This window comes from Paenirhizobium selenitireducens ATCC BAA-1503, assembly GCF_000518785.1.
In the GTDB taxonomy this organism is placed as follows: Bacteria; Pseudomonadota; Alphaproteobacteria; order Rhizobiales; family Rhizobiaceae; genus Allorhizobium; species Allorhizobium selenitireducens.
This window is the reverse complement of record NZ_KI912495.1, coordinates 502,360-520,480: the sequence shown is the minus strand read 5'-3', so window position 1 is coordinate 520,480 and position 18,121 is coordinate 502,360. Positions and strand designations below refer to the sequence as shown.

At 63.8% G+C, this 18,121-nt stretch carries 15 protein-coding genes; all 15 read left to right on the top strand.

The genetic code is table 11. The features are described 5' to 3' along the window. The first annotated feature begins 69 nt into the window (after positions 1-69). Entirely contained in the window at positions 70-2,145 is a 2,076-nt protein-coding gene (locus tag L867_RS0123510; RefSeq protein WP_028739106.1) for a capsular polysaccharide biosynthesis protein, read from the top strand. Positions 2,146-2,421: 276 nt separating this feature from the next. Continuing rightward, positions 2,422-3,513 carry a nucleotidyltransferase family protein gene (locus L867_RS0123505; protein ID WP_051439181.1) on the top strand — a complete coding sequence of 364 codons (1,092 nt, stop codon included), beginning with the start codon at positions 2,422-2,424 and terminating at the stop codon, positions 3,511-3,513. A gap of 156 nt (positions 3,514-3,669) precedes the next feature. Next, positions 3,670-6,300: a hypothetical protein gene (locus L867_RS0123500; RefSeq protein WP_028739104.1), complete on the top strand. Its 2,631-nt coding sequence runs from the start codon at positions 3,670-3,672 to the stop codon at positions 6,298-6,300. After that, entirely contained in the window at positions 6,297-7,346 is a 1,050-nt protein-coding gene (gene neuB / locus L867_RS0123495) for an N-acetylneuraminate synthase (protein ID WP_028739103.1), read from the top strand. The genes L867_RS0123500 and neuB overlap by 4 nt, the downstream gene beginning before the upstream one ends. Continuing rightward, positions 7,343-7,990, top strand: coding sequence for an acetyltransferase (locus L867_RS0123490; protein ID WP_028739102.1), 648 nt, complete (start codon positions 7,343-7,345; stop codon positions 7,988-7,990). Before neuB ends, L867_RS0123490 begins: the two co-directional genes overlap by 4 nt. Positions 7,991-7,993: 3 nt before the next feature. After that, positions 7,994-8,935, top strand: coding sequence for a GNAT family N-acetyltransferase (locus L867_RS26630; protein WP_028739101.1), 942 nt, complete (start codon positions 7,994-7,996; stop codon positions 8,933-8,935). Between the two features lie 11 nt (positions 8,936-8,946). Continuing rightward, on the top strand, positions 8,947-10,116 hold the full coding sequence (neuC, locus tag L867_RS0123480) for a UDP-N-acetylglucosamine 2-epimerase (RefSeq protein ID WP_037174262.1): 1,170 nt from the start codon (positions 8,947-8,949) through the stop codon (positions 10,114-10,116). Then, a complete protein-coding gene (locus L867_RS0123475) occupies positions 10,116-10,799 on the top strand; it encodes a PIG-L deacetylase family protein (RefSeq protein ID WP_037174259.1) in 684 nt (227 codons plus the stop codon). The genes neuC and L867_RS0123475 overlap by 1 nt, the downstream gene beginning before the upstream one ends. A gap of 197 nt (positions 10,800-10,996) precedes the next feature. Next, on the top strand, positions 10,997-12,169 hold the full coding sequence (locus L867_RS0123470) for a glycosyltransferase family 29 protein (RefSeq protein WP_028739098.1): 1,173 nt from the start codon (positions 10,997-10,999) through the stop codon (positions 12,167-12,169). Next, on the top strand, positions 12,166-13,119 hold the full coding sequence (locus L867_RS0123465; RefSeq protein ID WP_169734112.1) for a Gfo/Idh/MocA family oxidoreductase: 954 nt from the start codon (positions 12,166-12,168) through the stop codon (positions 13,117-13,119). The genes L867_RS0123470 and L867_RS0123465 overlap by 4 nt, the downstream gene beginning before the upstream one ends. Next, complete coding sequence (locus tag L867_RS0123460) at positions 13,104-14,093, top strand: Gfo/Idh/MocA family protein (protein ID WP_051439180.1); 990 nt, start codon at positions 13,104-13,106, stop codon at positions 14,091-14,093. The genes L867_RS0123465 and L867_RS0123460 overlap by 16 nt, the downstream gene beginning before the upstream one ends. Further along, on the top strand, positions 14,090-15,103 hold the full coding sequence (locus L867_RS0123455) for an NAD-dependent 4,6-dehydratase LegB (protein WP_037174256.1): 1,014 nt from the start codon (positions 14,090-14,092) through the stop codon (positions 15,101-15,103). Before L867_RS0123460 ends, L867_RS0123455 begins: the two co-directional genes overlap by 4 nt. 1 nt (position 15,104) lies before the next feature. Further along, positions 15,105-16,280 carry a LegC family aminotransferase gene (locus L867_RS0123450; protein ID WP_028739094.1) on the top strand — a complete coding sequence of 392 codons (1,176 nt, stop codon included), beginning with the start codon at positions 15,105-15,107 and terminating at the stop codon, positions 16,278-16,280. Continuing rightward, entirely contained in the window at positions 16,277-17,254 is a 978-nt protein-coding gene (locus tag L867_RS0123445; protein ID WP_028739093.1) for an SGNH/GDSL hydrolase family protein, read from the top strand. The genes L867_RS0123450 and L867_RS0123445 overlap by 4 nt, the downstream gene beginning before the upstream one ends. 92 nt (positions 17,255-17,346) lie before the next feature. Beyond that, positions 17,347-18,069, top strand: a complete 723-nt coding sequence (locus tag L867_RS0123440) for an acylneuraminate cytidylyltransferase family protein (RefSeq protein WP_028739092.1) — start codon at positions 17,347-17,349, stop codon at positions 18,067-18,069. The last annotated feature ends 52 nt before the right edge of the window (positions 18,070-18,121 follow it).

Genomic DNA, 18,121 nt, shown 5'->3' with positions numbered 1-18,121 from the left:
TCTCCGGCTCGGGCGGCCTTCGGCAGGCCAGCGCGGTGCTTGCCGCAATTGGGATGTGGAACGCAGATCATGAATTCGTCCGCGACAGGCAAGATCGGTGTTACCTCCGGCGGCATAGCCAAAATACCGTTCATCGACGTGTTTCTCGGCGCCGAGGCCTGCCGCGCCTCACAGCGGTCGACAAAGGACGATCTCGTTGCAATCGCCGGCTGGGGGACGAAGCCGAGCGGGCAGCGTGCGGCCGAGCTCGCCGCCCGCCTGGATATCCCGGCAATCTTCCTCGAGGACGGCTTTCTCCGCTCGTATTTCGCCGGAAAGAACCACCCGCCGCTCTCGATCGTGCGGGACAGCGAAGGCATCTACTATGACAGCCGCCGTCCGTCGGCGCTGGAAAGCCTGCTGAATTCGCAGACCGACGTGCTCGCCGGCCTGGAAGCCGACGTTGAAAGAGCAAGAGGGCTGATCCTCGAACACCGGCTGAGCAAGTACAACCATGCGCCGGGCCTCGACGAGAAGGCGCTGCGCCCCGGCGATGTCAGGCGCGTTCTGGTCATCGACCAGACGGCCGGGGACAACAGCGTGGCGATGGGCGGGGCCACGGCCGACACCTTCGAGGCGATGCTCGCCGCAGCGCGCTCCGAAAACCCCGATGCAACCGTCTACGTCAAGACCCATCCGGAGGTGACATCCGGCCAGAAGCGCGGTTATCTCAGCCACATTCAGAACGACGAGCGCACGGTCCTGCTGCGCGATGCGATCAATCCGCTCAGCCTCATCGAGAAGATGGACCGCGTCTATGCGGTGACGTCCACCATGGGCTTCGAGGCGCTCCTTGCGGGAAAGCCGGTGTCGGTGTTCGGGCTGCCTTGGTATTCGGGTTGGGGGTCGACCGACGACCGGCAACCCTGTGCGCGCCGCACACGTCGGCGCACGATCGATGAACTGTTTGCCGCCGCCTATTTCCACTACACCACCTACCTCAATCCCGTCAGCCGAACGCGTGGCACGATTTTCGACGTGATCGACTGGCTCGTGCTGCAAAAGCGGATGGCGGCGCGCTTTTCCGGTCGGATGATCTGCCTCGGCCTGCGGCGCTGGAAGGCGGCGACGCTTCGCCCGCTCCTGTCCATGCACCCGGAACGCGTTCATTTCGTCGCCGACGTCGCGGCGGCGCAGGCAAGCGAACCACGGGCCGGCGACTGCCTCGTCGTCTGGGGCCGCGACCTTCCCCCCGGTCTCGAAGCGCTCGCGACCGCCACAGGCGCAAAGATCCTGCATATGGAGGACGGCTTCATCCGATCGGTCGGCCTGGGCTCCGATTTCATCAAGCCCTCTTCGATCGTGCTCGATTCGCGCGGCATCTATTTCGATCCGGGGCGCCCCTCCGATCTCGAATGTATCCTGAATATCGCGGCCTTTGCACCCGAAGAACTGGCGCTGGCCGCCAGGCTTAGAGCGATGATCGTCGACAACGGCATCACCAAGTACAATGTCGGGGCAGCGGATACGCCGGATTGGGGACGCGGCACGCGCCAGGTGGTGCTGGTTCCGGGACAGGTCGAGGACGACGCCTCGATCCGCTACGGCTGTCCAGGCATAAGAACCAATGCCGACCTTCTGGCCGCCGCGCGCGCCGCCCATCCCGACGCCTTCATCGTCTACAAACCACATCCGGACGTTGCGTCCGGAAATCGCGCCGGGCATATCCCGCCGAGTCAACTGGCGGCCTATGCGGACCATGTCGAGACTGAACGTTCGGTGATCGGCTGCATCGAGGCATGCGACGTCGTGCATACGATGACATCGCTGACCGGATATGACGCGCTCTTGCGCGACAAGCGCGTCGTCGTCTATGGCGTACCGTTCTATGCCGGCTGGGGCCTGACAGATGACATCGCCGGGGCGGATGCCTTTTCGCGACGAGGACGCAAACTGACGCTCGATGAGCTTGTGGCGGGAACCCTGCTGAAATACCCCCTCTATTGGGACTGGGACCTGAAAACGTACGCGTCCTGCGAAGCAACGCTACACAGGATAATGGAAACCCGCCCCAATTTGGACACGCGACGCGGCAAGGTTGCGGAATACCTTGTGCGCAAGCTGCGCAAGTTTCGCCTGGTCACGGCATCGTGGATGGGCCGCTAGCGTACCACGGACTTGACCGGGCAAAATGACGAACTACAAATATACGGAAAGTCGAAAATTCGTTTTGAACTGTCATCAAAATGTATCCTTCCGCCCGGACGTTGGGGGACGTCCGAAACGGGTGTCGATTAGCAAGGACCGAATTCCGGAGGCGGGTTCCCTGTTGATTGCCCGACAAAAACTTTAGCGCAGCAGTTGTCATTGTCCCTGTGATTTGAGAGTGGGGAGTGCAAGCTGCCGTCATGGAGCAAAGTGACCATTTGCCAGAGGATGCCAATGCACGATGATTTGTCCCTGAAACCGGTCCTGCATCCGGCCGAGCCACTGTTCGTGAGCCCCGATGCGAGCATCCTTGATGCCATCCGGGTGATCGATGCCGGGACGCAACAGATTGCAATCGCGGTCGATGAGAGCCGTCACCTTCTCGGTGTCGTGACCGATGGCGACATTCGCAGGGCCATTCTCCGCGGCGTCGATCTCTCCGGCCCGGTTTCGCAAATCCTCAATCGAAAGCCCACCGTCTGCAAGCGGACGGCAAGCCGAGAAGAACTGGCCAGAACGCTGCTCGGCCAGGAGAGAATCACGCGCCTGCCCGTCGTCGACGAGCAAGGCAACGTGCTGGGCCTCTATCGAACCGAGGACCTCGTCGCCAATCCGTATTCCCACGACCTTCCGGTCGTCCTGATGGCCGGCGGTCTCGGGACTCGTCTTAGACCATTCACCGACAATATTCCCAAGCCGATGATCGATGTCGGCGGACGTCCGATCCTCGAGCACATCATCCGCCGTTTCGTCAGCCAGGGATTCACGCGGTTCTACGTATCGGTCAACTATCTGTCGCATGTCATCAAGGAGCATTTCGGCGAGGGCGAGGCGTTCGGAGCGCAAATCACCTACATCGAGGAAACGGAAAGGCTGGGCACGGCCGGCAGTCTTCGCCTGCTGCCGAAAGACATCAGGGGGCCCTTCTTCGTCATGAACGGAGACCTTCTGACTGCAGCGAATTTCGCGGCCATCGCCAGCTATCACCTCGAAACCGGTGTCGAGGCGACGATGTGCCTGCGCGAATACACCGTCCAGGTGCCGTATGGGGTCGTGGCGCAAGCGGGAGGACGGTTCGTCGGGATCGAAGAAAAGCCGATGCACCGCCACTATGTGAACAGCGGCATCTATGTCCTCGACCCGGCAATCCTGGAATTGCTGCCGGAGAGCGGCTATTTCGACATGCCGTCGCTTTTCGACAGCCTGATGCAGAAGGATCCCAGCGCGGCAGCCGTGTTTCCCTTGCGGGAATACTGGTGCGACATCGGCCAGGTTGCCGATCTGGAGAGAGCACGCCGGGAAATCGCGAAGATTTCCAGCTATTGACGCTGGCCGACCGAGACGACGCGGTGTGCGTCGTCCAGACGCGCACCGCAGGTGAGCGACCGAAGTCGAGCCGGCTCTTGCCGGCAGCCTGACCACTACCAATTTGCCCGGGAAAAGCGATTACGCGGGACATACCGACTACAAGGAGGCTGCGATATGAAGTCGACCATCGACTACCTGGGCCAGATCGAGCGCCAGATCACCCGGTGGTCTCTCCAGGCAATTCTCATGGTGCTCGGCGCCAAAGCTGCAGGCGCCTATCTCTCCTACTCGCCGATCGTCCGACGGACCCAGGCGCGTATTCTCTGGCTGCATGAGCAAATCCGCTCTCGCTCCGGGCAGGATAGTGCGGATCGGTTTGTCTTGGACTATCTGTCCGCACGACCAAGACTTCAGGACTACCACATCGCTCTGGTGGCGACCGGCACCCACCGCCCGAGCGGCGATCGACTGGCTGCAGCTTTGCCGACGATCATCGACACCGCGAGCCAGCAGGAAGACGCCTCGATCGCGTTGATCGCCGCGCTTCTGGAGCGCGGCGACGTTGACCTGGTCCTTCAGGTCGTCGCCGCGCACCAGAACGACGCCCGTGGCAGTTCGAACGTGGACTGGTCGTCGCTGCTTCTTTCTCTTTGCCCGCGCCATCTCTACGACACGGTTTCCTCCTCCCCGGGTATCGCATCCCCGGAGCATATGCGGCCGGGGCCGTGCAAGAGCCGGCTCATCATCATGGATGACGAACTCTCGCCGGCCGCGATCAAGAGCCTGGCGTCCGGGGCGGAGAAGATCACGCTTCTGCAATACAAGGATCTCTATGGGCGGCTCGATCTGAAGGCCCTTCAGGCAGAGATCCCCGGATGCGAAATCGTGGTCGAGCATGGGCGCTCCCGCGTCGATCGTTTTCACCAGCGCTACTTCGATATGCACCAGAAGACGCTGGAAGCGGCCGAGGCTATTGGCAAGAGCTTTATCCAGGGTACACCGTGGATCGGAGAATTGGTCCCGGGCCTTCAGGACTTCGACAAGGACCTGACCCTGGAGCTCAGCGACAAACTCTTCTTCAAGACATTGCGTCTCGAAGGGGTCTTGCGGGCTGTGCTGGATCCGTCGTTCGACAGCGTCATCGTGACCTTCGGCGATGGATTCGAGCTTCTTCGCCTATTCTATTCAGACCCGGCACTGTGGCAGGATCCGCGGATTCAGGGGTGCTGCCGCCCCCGCAAGATCAGGACTGTCGTCAAACACGCTGCCCGGGTATCCGATATGCAACGACGCGCCTCTGTTGGCAGCGGCGCCTTTATCCTCGAACGCATCGCGACGCTGGAGGAAGACAGACAAGCCGATTCAGAGGTTCGCCCGCCGGAAGGCGTCAAAGAATATCTGCTGGCTGCAAGCAAAGTTCCGGAACGGACCACCCCGAGCCATCTGCCGAATCGCAAGAGCGTGGCATTCGTCGTGCAGGAGGGCAGAGCTTATGGATACACAGCCGTTCAGATGGCGACCCATCTCCATTCGCGCTACAATGTAGACGTTATTCTCACCATGGGCAGCATCAACAGCCTCCTGAAGAACTTTTCAGCGGCTCAGCAGGATCCGTTCCTGCCGAAGGTCGAGAAAGGTCGCCGGCCGGGCTACCTGAAGTTGGCCGCTCCGGTTCCGGACAAGTCGAGCGCCCATGCATTTTCAGATGCCTTTCTGCTCAGTGTGGCGGACACAACAAGGGATCTCCTTTCGAAGAATCACCTGGATCACGCGGTTCATGCCGCGATCGATTTCATGCTCACCGATGGTATGTCCCAAACCGTGCTGCATACCATGGCAAATGCCCGCGCGATCGCAGCGCTCTTCCAGCAGCAAGAGTATTCGGCCGTGGCGATATCGCCGATCCGGACTGCGCGCAACGCCCAGTTCACCACCTTGGCACGAGAAGCCGGCATCCCGAGCCTGGCGGTCGAGCCCCACTGCCTGAACGCCGCCTACTGCCGGTACAGTACGATTCTCAGCGATTATGCCGCTGTGTATTCGGACTATTATGCGCAGGAATATGACCACTATTTCGGCATCCCCAAAGAACGCTGCTACCCGTTCGGATCCCCGCGCGTCTTGCGCCCGATGAACTACGATCCGATCGCGGCCCGAAAGGACGCCCGTCGCAAGATTGGGCTCCATCCGGGCGATCCGCCGATCATCGCGGTTCCGACCCAGCCGATGCCGGCGGAGCACATCCTCGCCGTCTGGCGGATGATCATCCGGGCGGTCAAGGCGCTCGACACGCCTGTGCGTGTGATCCTCAAGGCCCATCCGGAAGAAGGTCCGGGGCATGTCGGTCGCTATCGCCAGATCATTGCCGAGGAAGAGGCCGCGGATCTCTGCTATGTGGCGGATGTCGATATCAAGGACCTGCTGATCGCAAGCGAGCTGGTTCTGACCGCCTACAGCGTCACGGCCCTGGAAGCCGTCGTGCTGGAACGCAATGTCGCAATCGTCGGGAGGGCCGGGGTTGCATACCCCGTGGAATACGACAGGATCCTCGGTATCCCGCTCTGCACCACGGAGAAAGAAACGATGGACACGATTCGCGAGGCGCTTACATTGCATCGCGATGCAAAATCCGGCGCCAAGGAATTCAAGGCAGCGAATCCTCACTTGTTCGACAACTCCACCTTTGATCGCCTCGAGACCGTCGTCGAGGACATCATCTCCAAGGGTTCCGCAGGCATTCGTCGCCATGACGAACTGCCCTCGTCCCTTTTCGTAACGGCCCCCTTTAAAGAGTATCTTGTATGAGCAAGTCATTTTCGATCGCCGACAGGACCATCGGCCGAAACAACCCGTGTTTCATCATTGCCGAAATCGGCGTGAACCATAACGGCGATCCCGAGCTGGCGGCCAAGCTCGTCAGCGCGGCGCGCGCGGCGGGAGCCGATGCGGTCAAGTTCCAGACTTTCCAGGCGGACAAGCTGGTCGTGCGCGCCACGCCGACGGCAGCCTACCAGAAGGCCAATACCAACCTGACGGACCAGCATGCCATGCTCGCCGCTCTGGAACTCAGCGAGGCGGCCCATCTCGTCCTGCTCGAACAATGCCGCGCCGAGGGCATCATCTTTCTTTCCTCGCCCTTCGACGTGGAAAGCATCGACATGCTGGACCGGCTCGACGTTCCCGCCTTCAAGGTCCCCTCGCCCGACTGCATCTCGCAATCCTACCTGGCGCATATGGGCGCCAAAGGGCGCCCCGTCATTCTTTCCACCGGCATGTGCGACCTCGAAGAGGTCGCCTTCGGCGTCGAGACCCTGCGCAAGGCCGGCAGCCAGGACATCGCGCTGCTGCACTGCACGAGCTGCTATCCGGCGCCGTCCGACGAACTCAACCTCAGGGTCATTCCCGCGCTTGCCGACGTGACGGGACTGCCCGTGGGCTATTCCGACCACTCGGACGGGATCGCCGTTTCGATCGCCGCCGTGGCGCTGGGCGCCTGCGTCATCGAAAAGCACATGACCCTCGACCGCAACCTGCCTGGCCCTGACCACAAGGCCTCGCTGGAGCCGGCCGAATTCGCGGCGATGGTCGCGGGCATCCGTAGCGTCGAACAGGCCCTCGGCAGCCCGGTGAAAGCGCCCCAACCCTGCGAAGCCTCGGCCCGCCAGCTTGGCCGGCGCAGCGTCGCCGTCAGCCGTAGCCTTCCGGCCGGCCACAAGCTCACCGCCGAAGACCTCACATTGCTGCGTCCCGGCACCGGCCTGCCGCCCCGGATGGAGGGATTGATGGTCGGACGCACGCTTGGCCGTGACATCGCCGAGAATACCTTGCTGTCCCTTGAGGATCTGGCATGAGGCGACCGAGCCGACTGATTCTCCTGGGAGCCGGCGGGCATGCGAAAGTCATCGCCGAACTCGCCCGGGCGGCAGGCTGGCAGATCGCCGGCTTCCTCGCTCCCCGCAGTGAACGGGGTGAGGAAAATCTTGGCGCTCCGCTGCTCGGCGATGGTGCCGATCTGACCGCGGACCCGTCCTGGCTTGAACAGAACGACCTGTTTCCGGCAATCGGCGAGGGCGAGATCCGCTGGCGCGAATTCGTGCGGCTTGCCGCTGCCGGCGCGCGCGTGCCCTCGTTGATCCATCCGAACGCGATCGTCTCGCCCTCGGCCCGGATCGAAGCAGGTGCCGTTGTCATGGCCGGCGCCATTATCCAGGCCGACAGCGTGGTCGGCCCTGCAGCGATCATCAATACCGGTGCACAGGTGGACCACGACTGCACGATCGGCGCTGGCGCAATGATCGCGCCCGGGGCAGTGCTGTGTGGCGCCGTCCACGTCGGAGACCACGCCTTTGTCGGCGCGGGCGCCGTCATCGTCCCCGGCATCCACATCGGCAGGGGCGCCTTTGTCGGGGCCGGAACCACCGTGGTCAACGACCTGCACGAAGGCACCCAGCTGAAAGCCTCGCGGCGATCGCAGGTTGCCCCGATAGCGGAGTAGAGGATGTTTGAGTTTCGACCCTACCGAAGCGGGGATGAGCCGGCGATTACGGCCCTGTTCGAAATCGTCTTCGGACGCCCGATGAGCCTCGAATTCTGGCGCTGGCGCTTCCTCGACCATCCGGCAGGCGGCCCGCTCGTCATGCTCGCTTTCGCCGAAGGCGCGCTGGTCGGGCACTATGCGGCGAGCCGCGCGCCTTTGAGTCTCCACGGGGAGTACCACCCTGCCGCCCTCTCCATGACGACGATGACCCACCCGGACTGGCGGGGCCGGCGGCTGTTTGAGAAGACCGCCGACGCGCTCTACGCTACGCTTCCGGAGCAAGGGATATCGGCGGTCTACGGCTTTCCCAACCCGGCCGTGCATGCGCTGCGCATCATGCGGGCCGGCTGGTATGACAGTTACGAGGTCCCAACCCTCACGCTCGACATCGCTTCGCTGCGTCACCCGGCACAAGCCGACCCAGCCGTCCAGATCGCCGAGCGCATCGACGCACGGTTCGGCCGCTTCTTTGCCAAGGTCGCGGGCGACCTGCCGATCGCACCGCACCGCGACAGCGACATCCTGGCCTGGCGGATCGATCGCAATCCCGACAACACCTACACGCGTTTCGTGCTGGAGGAAGGCGACGAGATTGCCGGTTATGCGCTGACCAAGGCCTATGGCGCGGACATGCTCGATCTCGTCGAACTGCGCGCCGCAAGCGGGGCCGCCGCCCGCGCGCTGATCAACACGGTCGCCGCGCATGCCGCCGCCTCCGGCCGCACGCGCATCGCCACCTGGTGTCTGCCCAACGACCTGCATCGCCTGCCGCTCGAAATGGCCGGCTTCAAGGCGTCGGCGCCCGTCACCTATTTCGGCGGCAGAACCTTCATACCCCTTCCCGCCGATCTGACCGACGGCCGCCTCTGGCGCCTCTCCATGCTGGATTCCGATCTCTACTGAACGAAAGCAATATGACCAGAACAGTCCATTTCCTGACCGGAATTCGCTCCGAATACGACATTCTTGCCCCCATCATCGCGGCGGTGGACGCACAGCCGGATCTCGATGCCGGCGTGATCGTCACCGGAGCCCACCTGACCGGCCTGCACGGCCAGTCGGTCCGTCAGATCGAGGCCGACGGCTATCGCATCGCCGCCCGCATCGATTCGCTGCTCGCTTCCGACGGCCTGGGCGGACGGGTGAAAGGCATGGCCCTGCAACTGGCCGGACTGACCGACCTGTTCGCCCGCGAGCGACCGGACTTCCTCGTCGTGATGGGCGATCGCGAAGAGGTCATGACCGGCGCCGTGGCAGCCATCTATCATCACATCCCGATCGTCCATGTCGGCGGCGGCGATCATGCCGACGACGGCAATGTCGACAATCTGGTCCGCCACGCCGTGTCGAAGATGGCCCATCTTCACATGGCAACGACCGAACTCAGCGGCCAGCGCCTGCGCCAACTGGGAGAAGAGCCGTGGCGCATCCACGTCACCGGTGCCTCCGGCCTCGACCGGATCATCGCGACCCCGGACATGGCGCGTGACGAACTCGAGAGCGCGCTTGGCGTCGACTGGCGCGGCGAGCCCTATGCGGTGCTGCTCTACCATCCGACCATCACCGACTTTTCCGAGGCGCGGGCGCATATGGCGTCGATCACGCGCGTGCTCGAGGCGAGCGGCCTGAACATCGCCGTGATGGCGCCCAATTCCGATCCCGGCAACCAGGCGATCAGCCTGGAGATCGACGCGCTGATCGCCCGCTGCCCGAAGGCGAAAGCCTTCACCTTCCTCGAACGCAAGGTGTTCATCAACATGCTGCGCCATGCGCGCGTGATGGTGGGCAATTCGTCCGCCGGCATCCTGGAAGCGCCGAGCATGGGCCTGCCGGTGGTCAATATCGGCATCCGCCAGAGAGGCCGCGAGCACGGCGACAACGTGATCTTCACCGACTACGATGCCGGGGAAATCGCCGCGGCCATCACCAGGGCCACGACGGACGAAGGCTTCCGCGCGCTGGTGGCGCAGCGGCGCACGCCCTATGGCGACGGCAAGGCCGGGGAGCGGATCGCCGAGGTCTTGCGCAGCGTCGAGCTCGGCCGCGGCCTGCTCGATAAGAAATGGGTTCAGGGAGTACGATAATGCTGTTGGAAAGCGGAAATGGACCCATTCTGGTCGTTGCCCCTCATCCGGACGATGAGACGCTCGGCGCCGGCGGCCTTTTGCTGCGCGCCCGCGCCGCCGGACGTCCGATCCACTGGCTGATCGTCACCGGCATCACCACCGAACAGGGCTGGCCGGCCGAGAAGGTGGCGCGCCGCGAAACCGAGATCGACGCGGTTGCCAAGGCATTCGGCTTTGCCGGCGTGCACCGGCTGGACCTGCCGTCCGCCAAGCTCGAAACGCTTGCCCTCGGCGAGGTGATCGGCGGCATCGGCAAGGTCGTCAACACGGTCAAGCCGGAGATTATCCTCGTTCCGCATCGCGGCGACGCCCATTCGGACCACCACGTGGTCCATGCGGCGGCGACGGCCTGCGCAAAATGGTTCCGCTACCCCTCGGTCCGCTGGACGCTGGTCTACGAGACGCTGTCCGAGACCGATGCCGGGCTGTTTGTGAGCGATCCCTTCCTCCCCAACATCTTCGTCGACATCACGGATCAGCTGGAGGAAAAGCTCCGGATCACCGCGATGTTCAACGACGAGATCGGTGAATTCCCCTTTCCCCGCAGCATCGAGGCCATCCGGGCGCTGGCGATGACACGGGGCGCGGCATCGGGAACGAGGGCGGCGGAGGCCTTCATGCTGTTGCGCGGGCGTTTCTGAGCACGGGCCGCCGAAAGGACGACCCTTCCGGCGACCCTTGGAAACTTGCCACCCACCCATGCTTCCACTAAGCCTTTGATCGCCACGACCATGGCGCCTAGGAACGCCGCGAGACCCGGCAAAGGCCACAGGACAACCCGAACCACATGCTTCCGACTTACCCCCACATACCCGGCAGACTTGGGCTGGAGGATGGATTGCGCAGGATCGGCCAGACCGTGCGCTGGTGGATGGACGGGGCGCCCGGACGGCAAGAGCGCAAGAAGTACCTGCGGCTCTACGAGCAGGGCGAGTTCGAGGAGGCGGCGCTTGCCCTTCGCGATGCGCTTACCGCCGCACCCACCGATCCGGAACTGATGCTGCAGGTGGCGAACCTGTCGCGCTTCGGCCTCCTGCCGCTGGAAGACGCCCTTCCCCTGCTTCGGAACGTGATCTCCAAGGCGCCGCCCGCCCTGGCACGCCAGGCGCTCATCCACCTCTTCAATCTGCTGTGGGAGCGCAAGGGGGCCGAGACGGCGATGGCCTGGTTCCCGCATCTCGTCCGCGAGAGTGAAAAATCCCCTCGCCTGCTGTTGCGTGCCGCCGCGCTTGCCAATGAAGCGGGGCACACGGCGGAAGCCTTCGACCTGCTGGCGCGGGTCGGCCGCAGCGATCCGTCGGCGCTGACCTCCATGGGCTATCTCGACCTTATTCTTGCTGCGTCGGACGCCGGCGTGGCGGAGCTTCCCCAGGCGCCGCGCGCGCGCGCGCTTGCCGCCCACCTCGCCCGCTTCGAAGGCCGGTTCGCAGACCTCGTCGCCGGCGCTGCCGGCGACGTGGCCGTCGTCGCCAATGGCCCGTCGCTCCAGGGGCTCGGCCTCGGCAGCACGATCGATTCGCACCCGCTCGTCGTTCGTTTCAACAACCACGGCTCGGCGCCGGGATCGGTCGATCTTGGTGAACGAACGGACATATGGTTTCGCCCGACCGAATTCACCCACGTACCGATGCGCGAGGCGCCCGCGCCGCAGCTCATCGCGCTGACCGGCTGCAACATCCGCAACCGCTATTCGAACGGCCTCGACGTTCTCGAGCCGTATGTGCAAGCGAGCCTGCCCGTCGAGCTGGTGCCGACGCAACTCTACAAGCGCCTGTTTGCCGCGCTCGACGCCTCTCCGAGCGCGGGCCTGATCGGGCTTGCCTGGACACAGGACGAGATCGGAAGAAAATTGTCTCCGGGACAGGTTTTCGGCTATTCGCTCGGGCACAATACTTCCGCCGTCTCGCATTATTATGGTAAGCGCCATACGGGATCCTGGCCCAGCCGTCACAACTGGCAGGCCGAACAAGCTTTCTTCCAGTCACTCATGAGCGAGGTCATATCCGCGTGATTCCAACAGTTTTGGTCGTTGGCTGCGGCAATATCGGACGCCGACACATCGAAGCGCTCGCAGCGGCCGGCCGGCCGATGCGCGTGATCGGCATCGAGCCCGGCGAGGCTGCCCGTGCCCAGGCGGCGGCGCTCCTTGCTCCCTTCGCCGAAGGATCGACGGTGCTGGCCGACATGGACGGCGTGCCGGACGTGGCGGACCTGGCGATCATCGCCACCTCGGCGGCCCACCGCCGGTCGGCCTTCGAGGCTTTGCTTGCGCGCTGCGCGCCCAAGGCCGTCATCTTCGAAAAGGTGCTCTTCACCACGCGCGCCGACCTGGATGCCGTCGGCCAGATGCTGACGGCCCGGGCGATCCCCGCCTTCGTCAACTGCGGCCGCCGCGGCTTTCCCGCCTATGACCGGCTGCGCGATCTCCTGGCAAGCCGTCGCGGCCTGTCGATGGACGTGACGGGCGCCGGCTGGAACCTCGGCTCCAACGCCATTCATTTCATCGACCTCGCCGAGCATGTGCTTGGCGACCGCACCGTCGCGCTCGACGAAACCGGCCTCGACCCCAAGCCCGAGCCCGCGCGCATCGCGGGCTGCGTCGACCTGTTCGGCACGCTGCGCGGCAAACTGGCAGGCGGCGGCACGATCGCCATCACCCAGGATCGCGCCCCGGGCGCCCCGGTAACGATCACCTTCTTCGGTGACGGGGAGAGCTGGCGCGTCGAAGAGGGGGCAAAGAGGCTCGTTCATCGCAATGCGGCCGGAGAGGAAGACGAGCAGGTCTTCGAAACCCTGTTCGTCAGCGGCATGCCCCATCTCTATACCGAAATTCTCGACGGCAAGGGGTGTCGCCTGACGCCCTATGAGCAGTCGGCGGCACAGCACGCGCTGTTCCTCGACGCCTTCCGTCGACGCCTCGACCTTTCCACCTCGGAGGATGTGCCTTGCCCGATCAGCTGACCCCCCTGCTCCTTGTCGGCACCGGCGCGATGTCGGGCGCCTATGCCAAGGTGCTGAAAGCGCTTGGACAGCCGTTCGTCGCAGCGGGCCGCGGCGCAGAGCGCGCCGAAGCCTTTGCCCGGGAATGGGGCGTCGAAGCGGGCCACGGCCCGCTGCCCGAGCAGATCGCCAGGTTCGACACCGTTCCGGAAACCGCGATCGTCGCCGTCAGCGCCGTCAATCTTGCCGAAGCGACGGCGCAGCTCATCGAGGCCGGCGTGCGCCGCTTGCTGGTGGAAAAGCCGGTCGCCCTCAATCAGGCCGATGCCGAAAAGCTTGACGCCCTCGCCAGGAATGCGGGCGCCGAAGTCCATGTCGCCTACAACCGCCGCTTCTACGCGTCGGTCGAGGCGGCGCGGAAGATCATCGACGCCGATGGCGGCGTGCTCTCGGTCAAGTTCGACTTCACCGAGGCGCGCACGCGCATCGAGGCGCTGAACAAGGATCCGGCCGAACTTGCGGGCTGGCTCTACGGCAATTCGACCCACGTGATCGATCTCGCCTTCTTCCTCGGTGGTCATCCGAAGGCGATCTTTGCCCAGAGCCGCGGCGGGCTTGGTTGGCATCCGTCCGGCGCGATCTTCACCGGCTGCGGCACGACCGACACGGGCGCCGATTTTTCCTACCATGCCAACTGGCTCGCGCCGGGTCGTTGGGGCGTCGAGGTGATGACGGCGAAGAGCCGCCTCGTCCTGCAGCCCATGGAGCAGCTGTTCCTGCAGAACCAGCAGAGCTTCGCCGTGGAAGCCGTGGCGATCGACGACACCCTGGACAAGGAATTCAAGCCAGGCCTCTACCGGCAGACGGAAGCGTTCCTGTCCGGCAAACCCGACCCCCGCCTGATGAGCCTGTCGCGACAGGCCAAGGCTTTCAAGGACTATACCGTCATCCGTGACGGCAACAGCTCGAACTTCGAAGGAGACATCCGGCCATGAGCAACCTGTCTGGCAAAACCATCCTCGTGACCGGCGCTGACGGCTTCATCGGCTCGCATCTGGTCGAGCATCTGGTGCGCCAGGGCTTCAAGGTCCGCGCCTTCTCGCTCTACAACAGCTTCGGCACCTGGGGCTGGCTCGACCGCGTCTCCCCGGATGTGCAGGGCTCGTTCGAAGTGTTCAGCGGCGATATTCGCGATCCGAACGGGGTAGCGACCGCCATGCGCGGCTGCGATATCGTGCTGCATCTGGCAGCCCTGATCGCCATTCCCTATTCCTACCATTCGCCCGACACCTATATCGACACGAACATCAAGGGCACGCTGAACGTGCTGCAGGCAGCGCGCCTCCTGGAAACCGAGCGGGTCGTTCACACCTCGACCAGCGAAGTCTACGGCACGGCCCAGTTCGTTCCGATCACCGAGGAACACCCGCTGGTCGGCCAGTCGCCCTATTCGGCGTCGAAGATCGGCGCGGACCAGCTGGCGCTGTCGTTCTACCGCTCCTTCGGCACGCCGGTCACGGTCATCCGCCCGTTCAACACCTTCGGTCCGCGCCAGTCGACGCGCGCCGTGCTGCCGACGATCATCACCCAGCTCGCCGCCGGCAAGAAGGAAGTCCGCCTCGGCAAGCTCAGCCCGACGCGCGACTTCACCTACGTCGCCGATACCGTCAAGGCCTTCCAGGCCATGGCCGAAAGCCCGAACGTGCTGGGCGAAGTGGTCAATTTCGGCAGCGGCTTCGAGATCTCGATCGAGAATGCGGTCAGCACCATCATCGACATCATGGGCGTGAACGCCCAGATCGTTTCCGAAGAACAGCGGCAGCGCCCGGAACTGAGCGAAGTCGATCGCCTGTGGGCCGGTATCGACAAGGCCAAGCGCCTGACCGACTGGAAGCCCGGCTACTCGGGTCACGAGGGATTTGCCCGCGGCATTCGCGAAACGATCGAATGGTTCAGCAATCCGAGCAATCTGGCCCTGTACAAGGCCGACACCTACGGAATCTGACATGGCAAACCTGGATATCGCACGCGCCGTCCAAATCCTGCGCGAGACAGCCGCCCCCGACGGCCAGTCCGTCGTCCTGCACGAGCCGCGCTTTGCCGGCGCGGAGTGGGAATATGTCAAGGATTGCCTCGACACCGGCTGGGTCTCGTCGGTCGGCGCCTATGTCGACCGCTTCGAGAAGGAGCTGGCGGAGGCCTTCGGCGTTCGCCGCGCCATCGCCGCCGTCAACGGCACGGCCGCCCTGCACATCGCCCTGATGCTCGCCGGCGTCAAACCAGGTGACGAGGTTCTGATCCCGGCGCTGACCTTCGCGGCAACCGCCAATGCGGTCGCCTATTGCGGCGCCATTCCGCACTTCGTCGACAGCACCATGGAGACGCTCGGGCTCGACCCGGACGCGCTCGACGCCTGGCTTTCGGAGATTGCCGAACCGGGGCCGGAAGGTCCGGTCAACCGCAAGACCGGCCGCCGACTGGCCGCCGTCGTGCCGATGCATGCCTTCGGCCATCCGATGGCGATCGACCGACTGCTCGAGGTCTGTGAAAAATGGGGCATTCCGGTCGTCGAGGATGCGGCGGAATCGCTCGGTACCCTGTCGAACGGGCGTCCGCTCGGCGGGCGCGGCCTGGTCGGCATCACCAGCTTCAACGGCAACAAGATCATCACCACCGGCGGCGGCGGCGCGATCCTGACCAATGACGAGGAACTGGGCGCCCGCGCCAAGTATCTGACGACGACCGCCAAGCGGCCGCACCGCTGGGCGTTCTGGCATGACGAACTGGGCTACAATTACCGCCTGCCCAATCTCAACGCCGCACTCGGCTGCGCGCAGCTGCAACAGCTGCCGACCTTCCTCGCCGCCAAACGGCGTCTGGCCGAGCGCTACAAGCAGGCCTTCGACGGCGTCGAGGGGCTCCGCTTCTTCGTCGAGCCTGAGGGCGCCCAGAGCAATTACTGGCTGAACGCGGTGATCCTCGACGACGCCGCGCAACGCGACGACTTCCTGGCGGCCACCAACGATGCCGGTCTGATGACCCGTCCCTGCTGGGCGCTGATGTGCGACCTGCCGATGTACGAGACCAGCCCGTCCATGCCCCTGCCCGTCGCCCGCGCCATCGAGCAGCGACTGGTCAACATCCCCAGCAGCGCCGTCCTCGCCCTGGAGCCCGCCGAATGAACGAGATGACGCGACCGAATTTTGCCGATCTGGGTTATCCTGGCACGATAGAGTTCGCCATCGACGCCGCCAATGCTGCGGGAACCAAGGGCGAGATCGACGAGGCCGTGCGGTGGTTCGACCTCTGCCGTACGCTTTTGACCACATCCACGCCAGCGGTGAAACTGAAGTTGCGCGTCGACTCCAATATGCAGACCATCTGCGACGAGACAAAGCGCTGCCACGAGGAGTTCCGGAAGCGCTCGGCGGCCGATGCCGATACACGTATGGTCATCATCGGGGACTCCCTTGCAATGCCGCGTCCGGAGGAGATGGAGAATTTCCCGGCCTGTCTGGATCAGACGTATCCGGGTCTGGTGCAGAACCGCCTGCAGTCCGCCGGGGACGACCGCAAGGTCAGCGTCTGGGCCCATTGCCAGCGGTATTTTTCAACCACCGATGCCGTGGAACTGCTCGAGGCAAATCCAGAAGTCCTGACGGGCGCACATGTCCTGCTGCATCTCGGTCTGAATGATGCGGCAATTCGCATGTTCATGGAAAACCAGCGCCTGGCCATTGCGCTGCTGCCGCCGGCCATTTCCGACAAGGTATTGGCGTTCAGCCGCCAATACCGCAAGGAGATCATCAGTTCCTTTCCGGGGTTCTGTTACGTCCCCGTGACGCAATACCGGGCCAATCTGCATCGCATCGCATCCATCGCGCAGGACGCCGGCGCAGCCAGCCTCACCTTCACGACCGTCATCGTCGTCCCGTGGAAGTTCTGGCCGGCGACACCGGGCGTCTGTCACAATTTCACCACCTACAATCTGGCGATGATGGATGTCGCATTGCAGGTCGGCGCCAATGTCTTGGATGTCGACCGGCTGATGTGGCAGAACAATGTGGTGCGGACCCTGAACAAGGACGGCATGCACCTTTCACCGGTCGGTCACGAACTCCTGGCCGATGCATGGATCAAGCAAGTGGTCGCCTGATCTCCGTTCACTGAGGGCGATCCGTTGCCCTCGGTTGCCCGGACAGGGATCACGTCATTTCCCGCATATCGTTTCGATAGGATCTTACTGCCATGACAAGCACCGCTTCATCCCCCAAATTCGTCTGCACGATCTGCGCGCGCGGCGGCTCGAAAGGTGTACCGGGCAAGAACATCCGCATGCTGATCGACAAGCCGCTGATCGCCCACACCATCGCCCAGGCAAAGGCCACCGGTCTTTTCGAGGCGGTGGCCGTCAGCAGCGACAGCCCCGAGATTCTCGAGGTTGCCGGCAAGTATGGCGCCGACATCCTGATCCGGCGTCCGGATGAACTGGCAACCGACGAATCGGGAAAACTGCCCGCCATCCTCCACGCGCTCGGTGAAGTCGAACGTCAGCTCGGCTTCGAAGCGGACTATCTCATCGACCTGGACGCCACTTCGCCCCTGCGCTTTCCCGAAGACATCAAGGCCTGCGCCGACATTCTCACGGAGACCGGATGCAGCTGCGTGCTGACGGGTTATCCCGCGCATCGCTCGCCCTATTTCAACCTTCTGGAACGGGCCAAGGACGGCAGCATTTCGCTGAGCAAGCAGCTCCCCGATCCCGTGCTGCGTCGCCAGGACAGCCCCGAATGCTTCGACATGAACGGCTCCGTCTACGGGTGGAAGCGCGAGGCCCTGAAGGTGGACCCGGGCATCTTCTATCCCGACACCAAGCTCTACGTCATGCCACGCGATCGCTCGATCGATGTCGATGAGGAACTCGATTTCGACATCATCCGCATGATCATGGAACGGCGCGCCGGCAACTAGTCCGGTTGCCGATTTGGCGGCGGGCTTCAAACAGATATAGGTTCCACTGCGG

Bases quoted from the DNA above. Each gene is read 5' to 3' on its own strand.
- L867_RS0123455 (WP_037174256.1), top strand. From the start codon at position 14,090: ATGAGCAACCTGTCTGGCAAAACCATCCTCGTGACCGGCGCTGACGGC.
- L867_RS0123445 (WP_028739093.1), top strand. From the start codon at position 16,277: ATGAACGAGATGACGCGACCGAATTTTGCCGATCTGGGTTATCCTGGC.
- L867_RS0123500 (WP_028739104.1), top strand. From the start codon at position 3,670: ATGAAGTCGACCATCGACTACCTGGGCCAGATCGAGCGCCAGATCACC.
- L867_RS0123450 (WP_028739094.1), top strand. From the start codon at position 15,105: ATGGCAAACCTGGATATCGCACGCGCCGTCCAAATCCTGCGCGAGACA.
- L867_RS0123505 (WP_051439181.1), top strand. From the start codon at position 2,422: ATGCACGATGATTTGTCCCTGAAACCGGTCCTGCATCCGGCCGAGCCA.
- L867_RS26630 (WP_028739101.1), top strand. From the start codon at position 7,994: ATGTTTGAGTTTCGACCCTACCGAAGCGGGGATGAGCCGGCGATTACG.
- L867_RS0123510 (WP_028739106.1), top strand. From the start codon at position 70: ATGAATTCGTCCGCGACAGGCAAGATCGGTGTTACCTCCGGCGGCATA.
- L867_RS0123475 (WP_037174259.1), top strand. From the start codon at position 10,116: ATGCTGTTGGAAAGCGGAAATGGACCCATTCTGGTCGTTGCCCCTCAT.
- L867_RS0123440 (WP_028739092.1), top strand. From the start codon at position 17,347: ATGACAAGCACCGCTTCATCCCCCAAATTCGTCTGCACGATCTGCGCG.
- L867_RS0123490 (WP_028739102.1), top strand. From the start codon at position 7,343: ATGAGGCGACCGAGCCGACTGATTCTCCTGGGAGCCGGCGGGCATGCG.
- neuB (WP_028739103.1), top strand. From the start codon at position 6,297: ATGAGCAAGTCATTTTCGATCGCCGACAGGACCATCGGCCGAAACAAC.
- neuC (WP_037174262.1), top strand. From the start codon at position 8,947: ATGACCAGAACAGTCCATTTCCTGACCGGAATTCGCTCCGAATACGAC.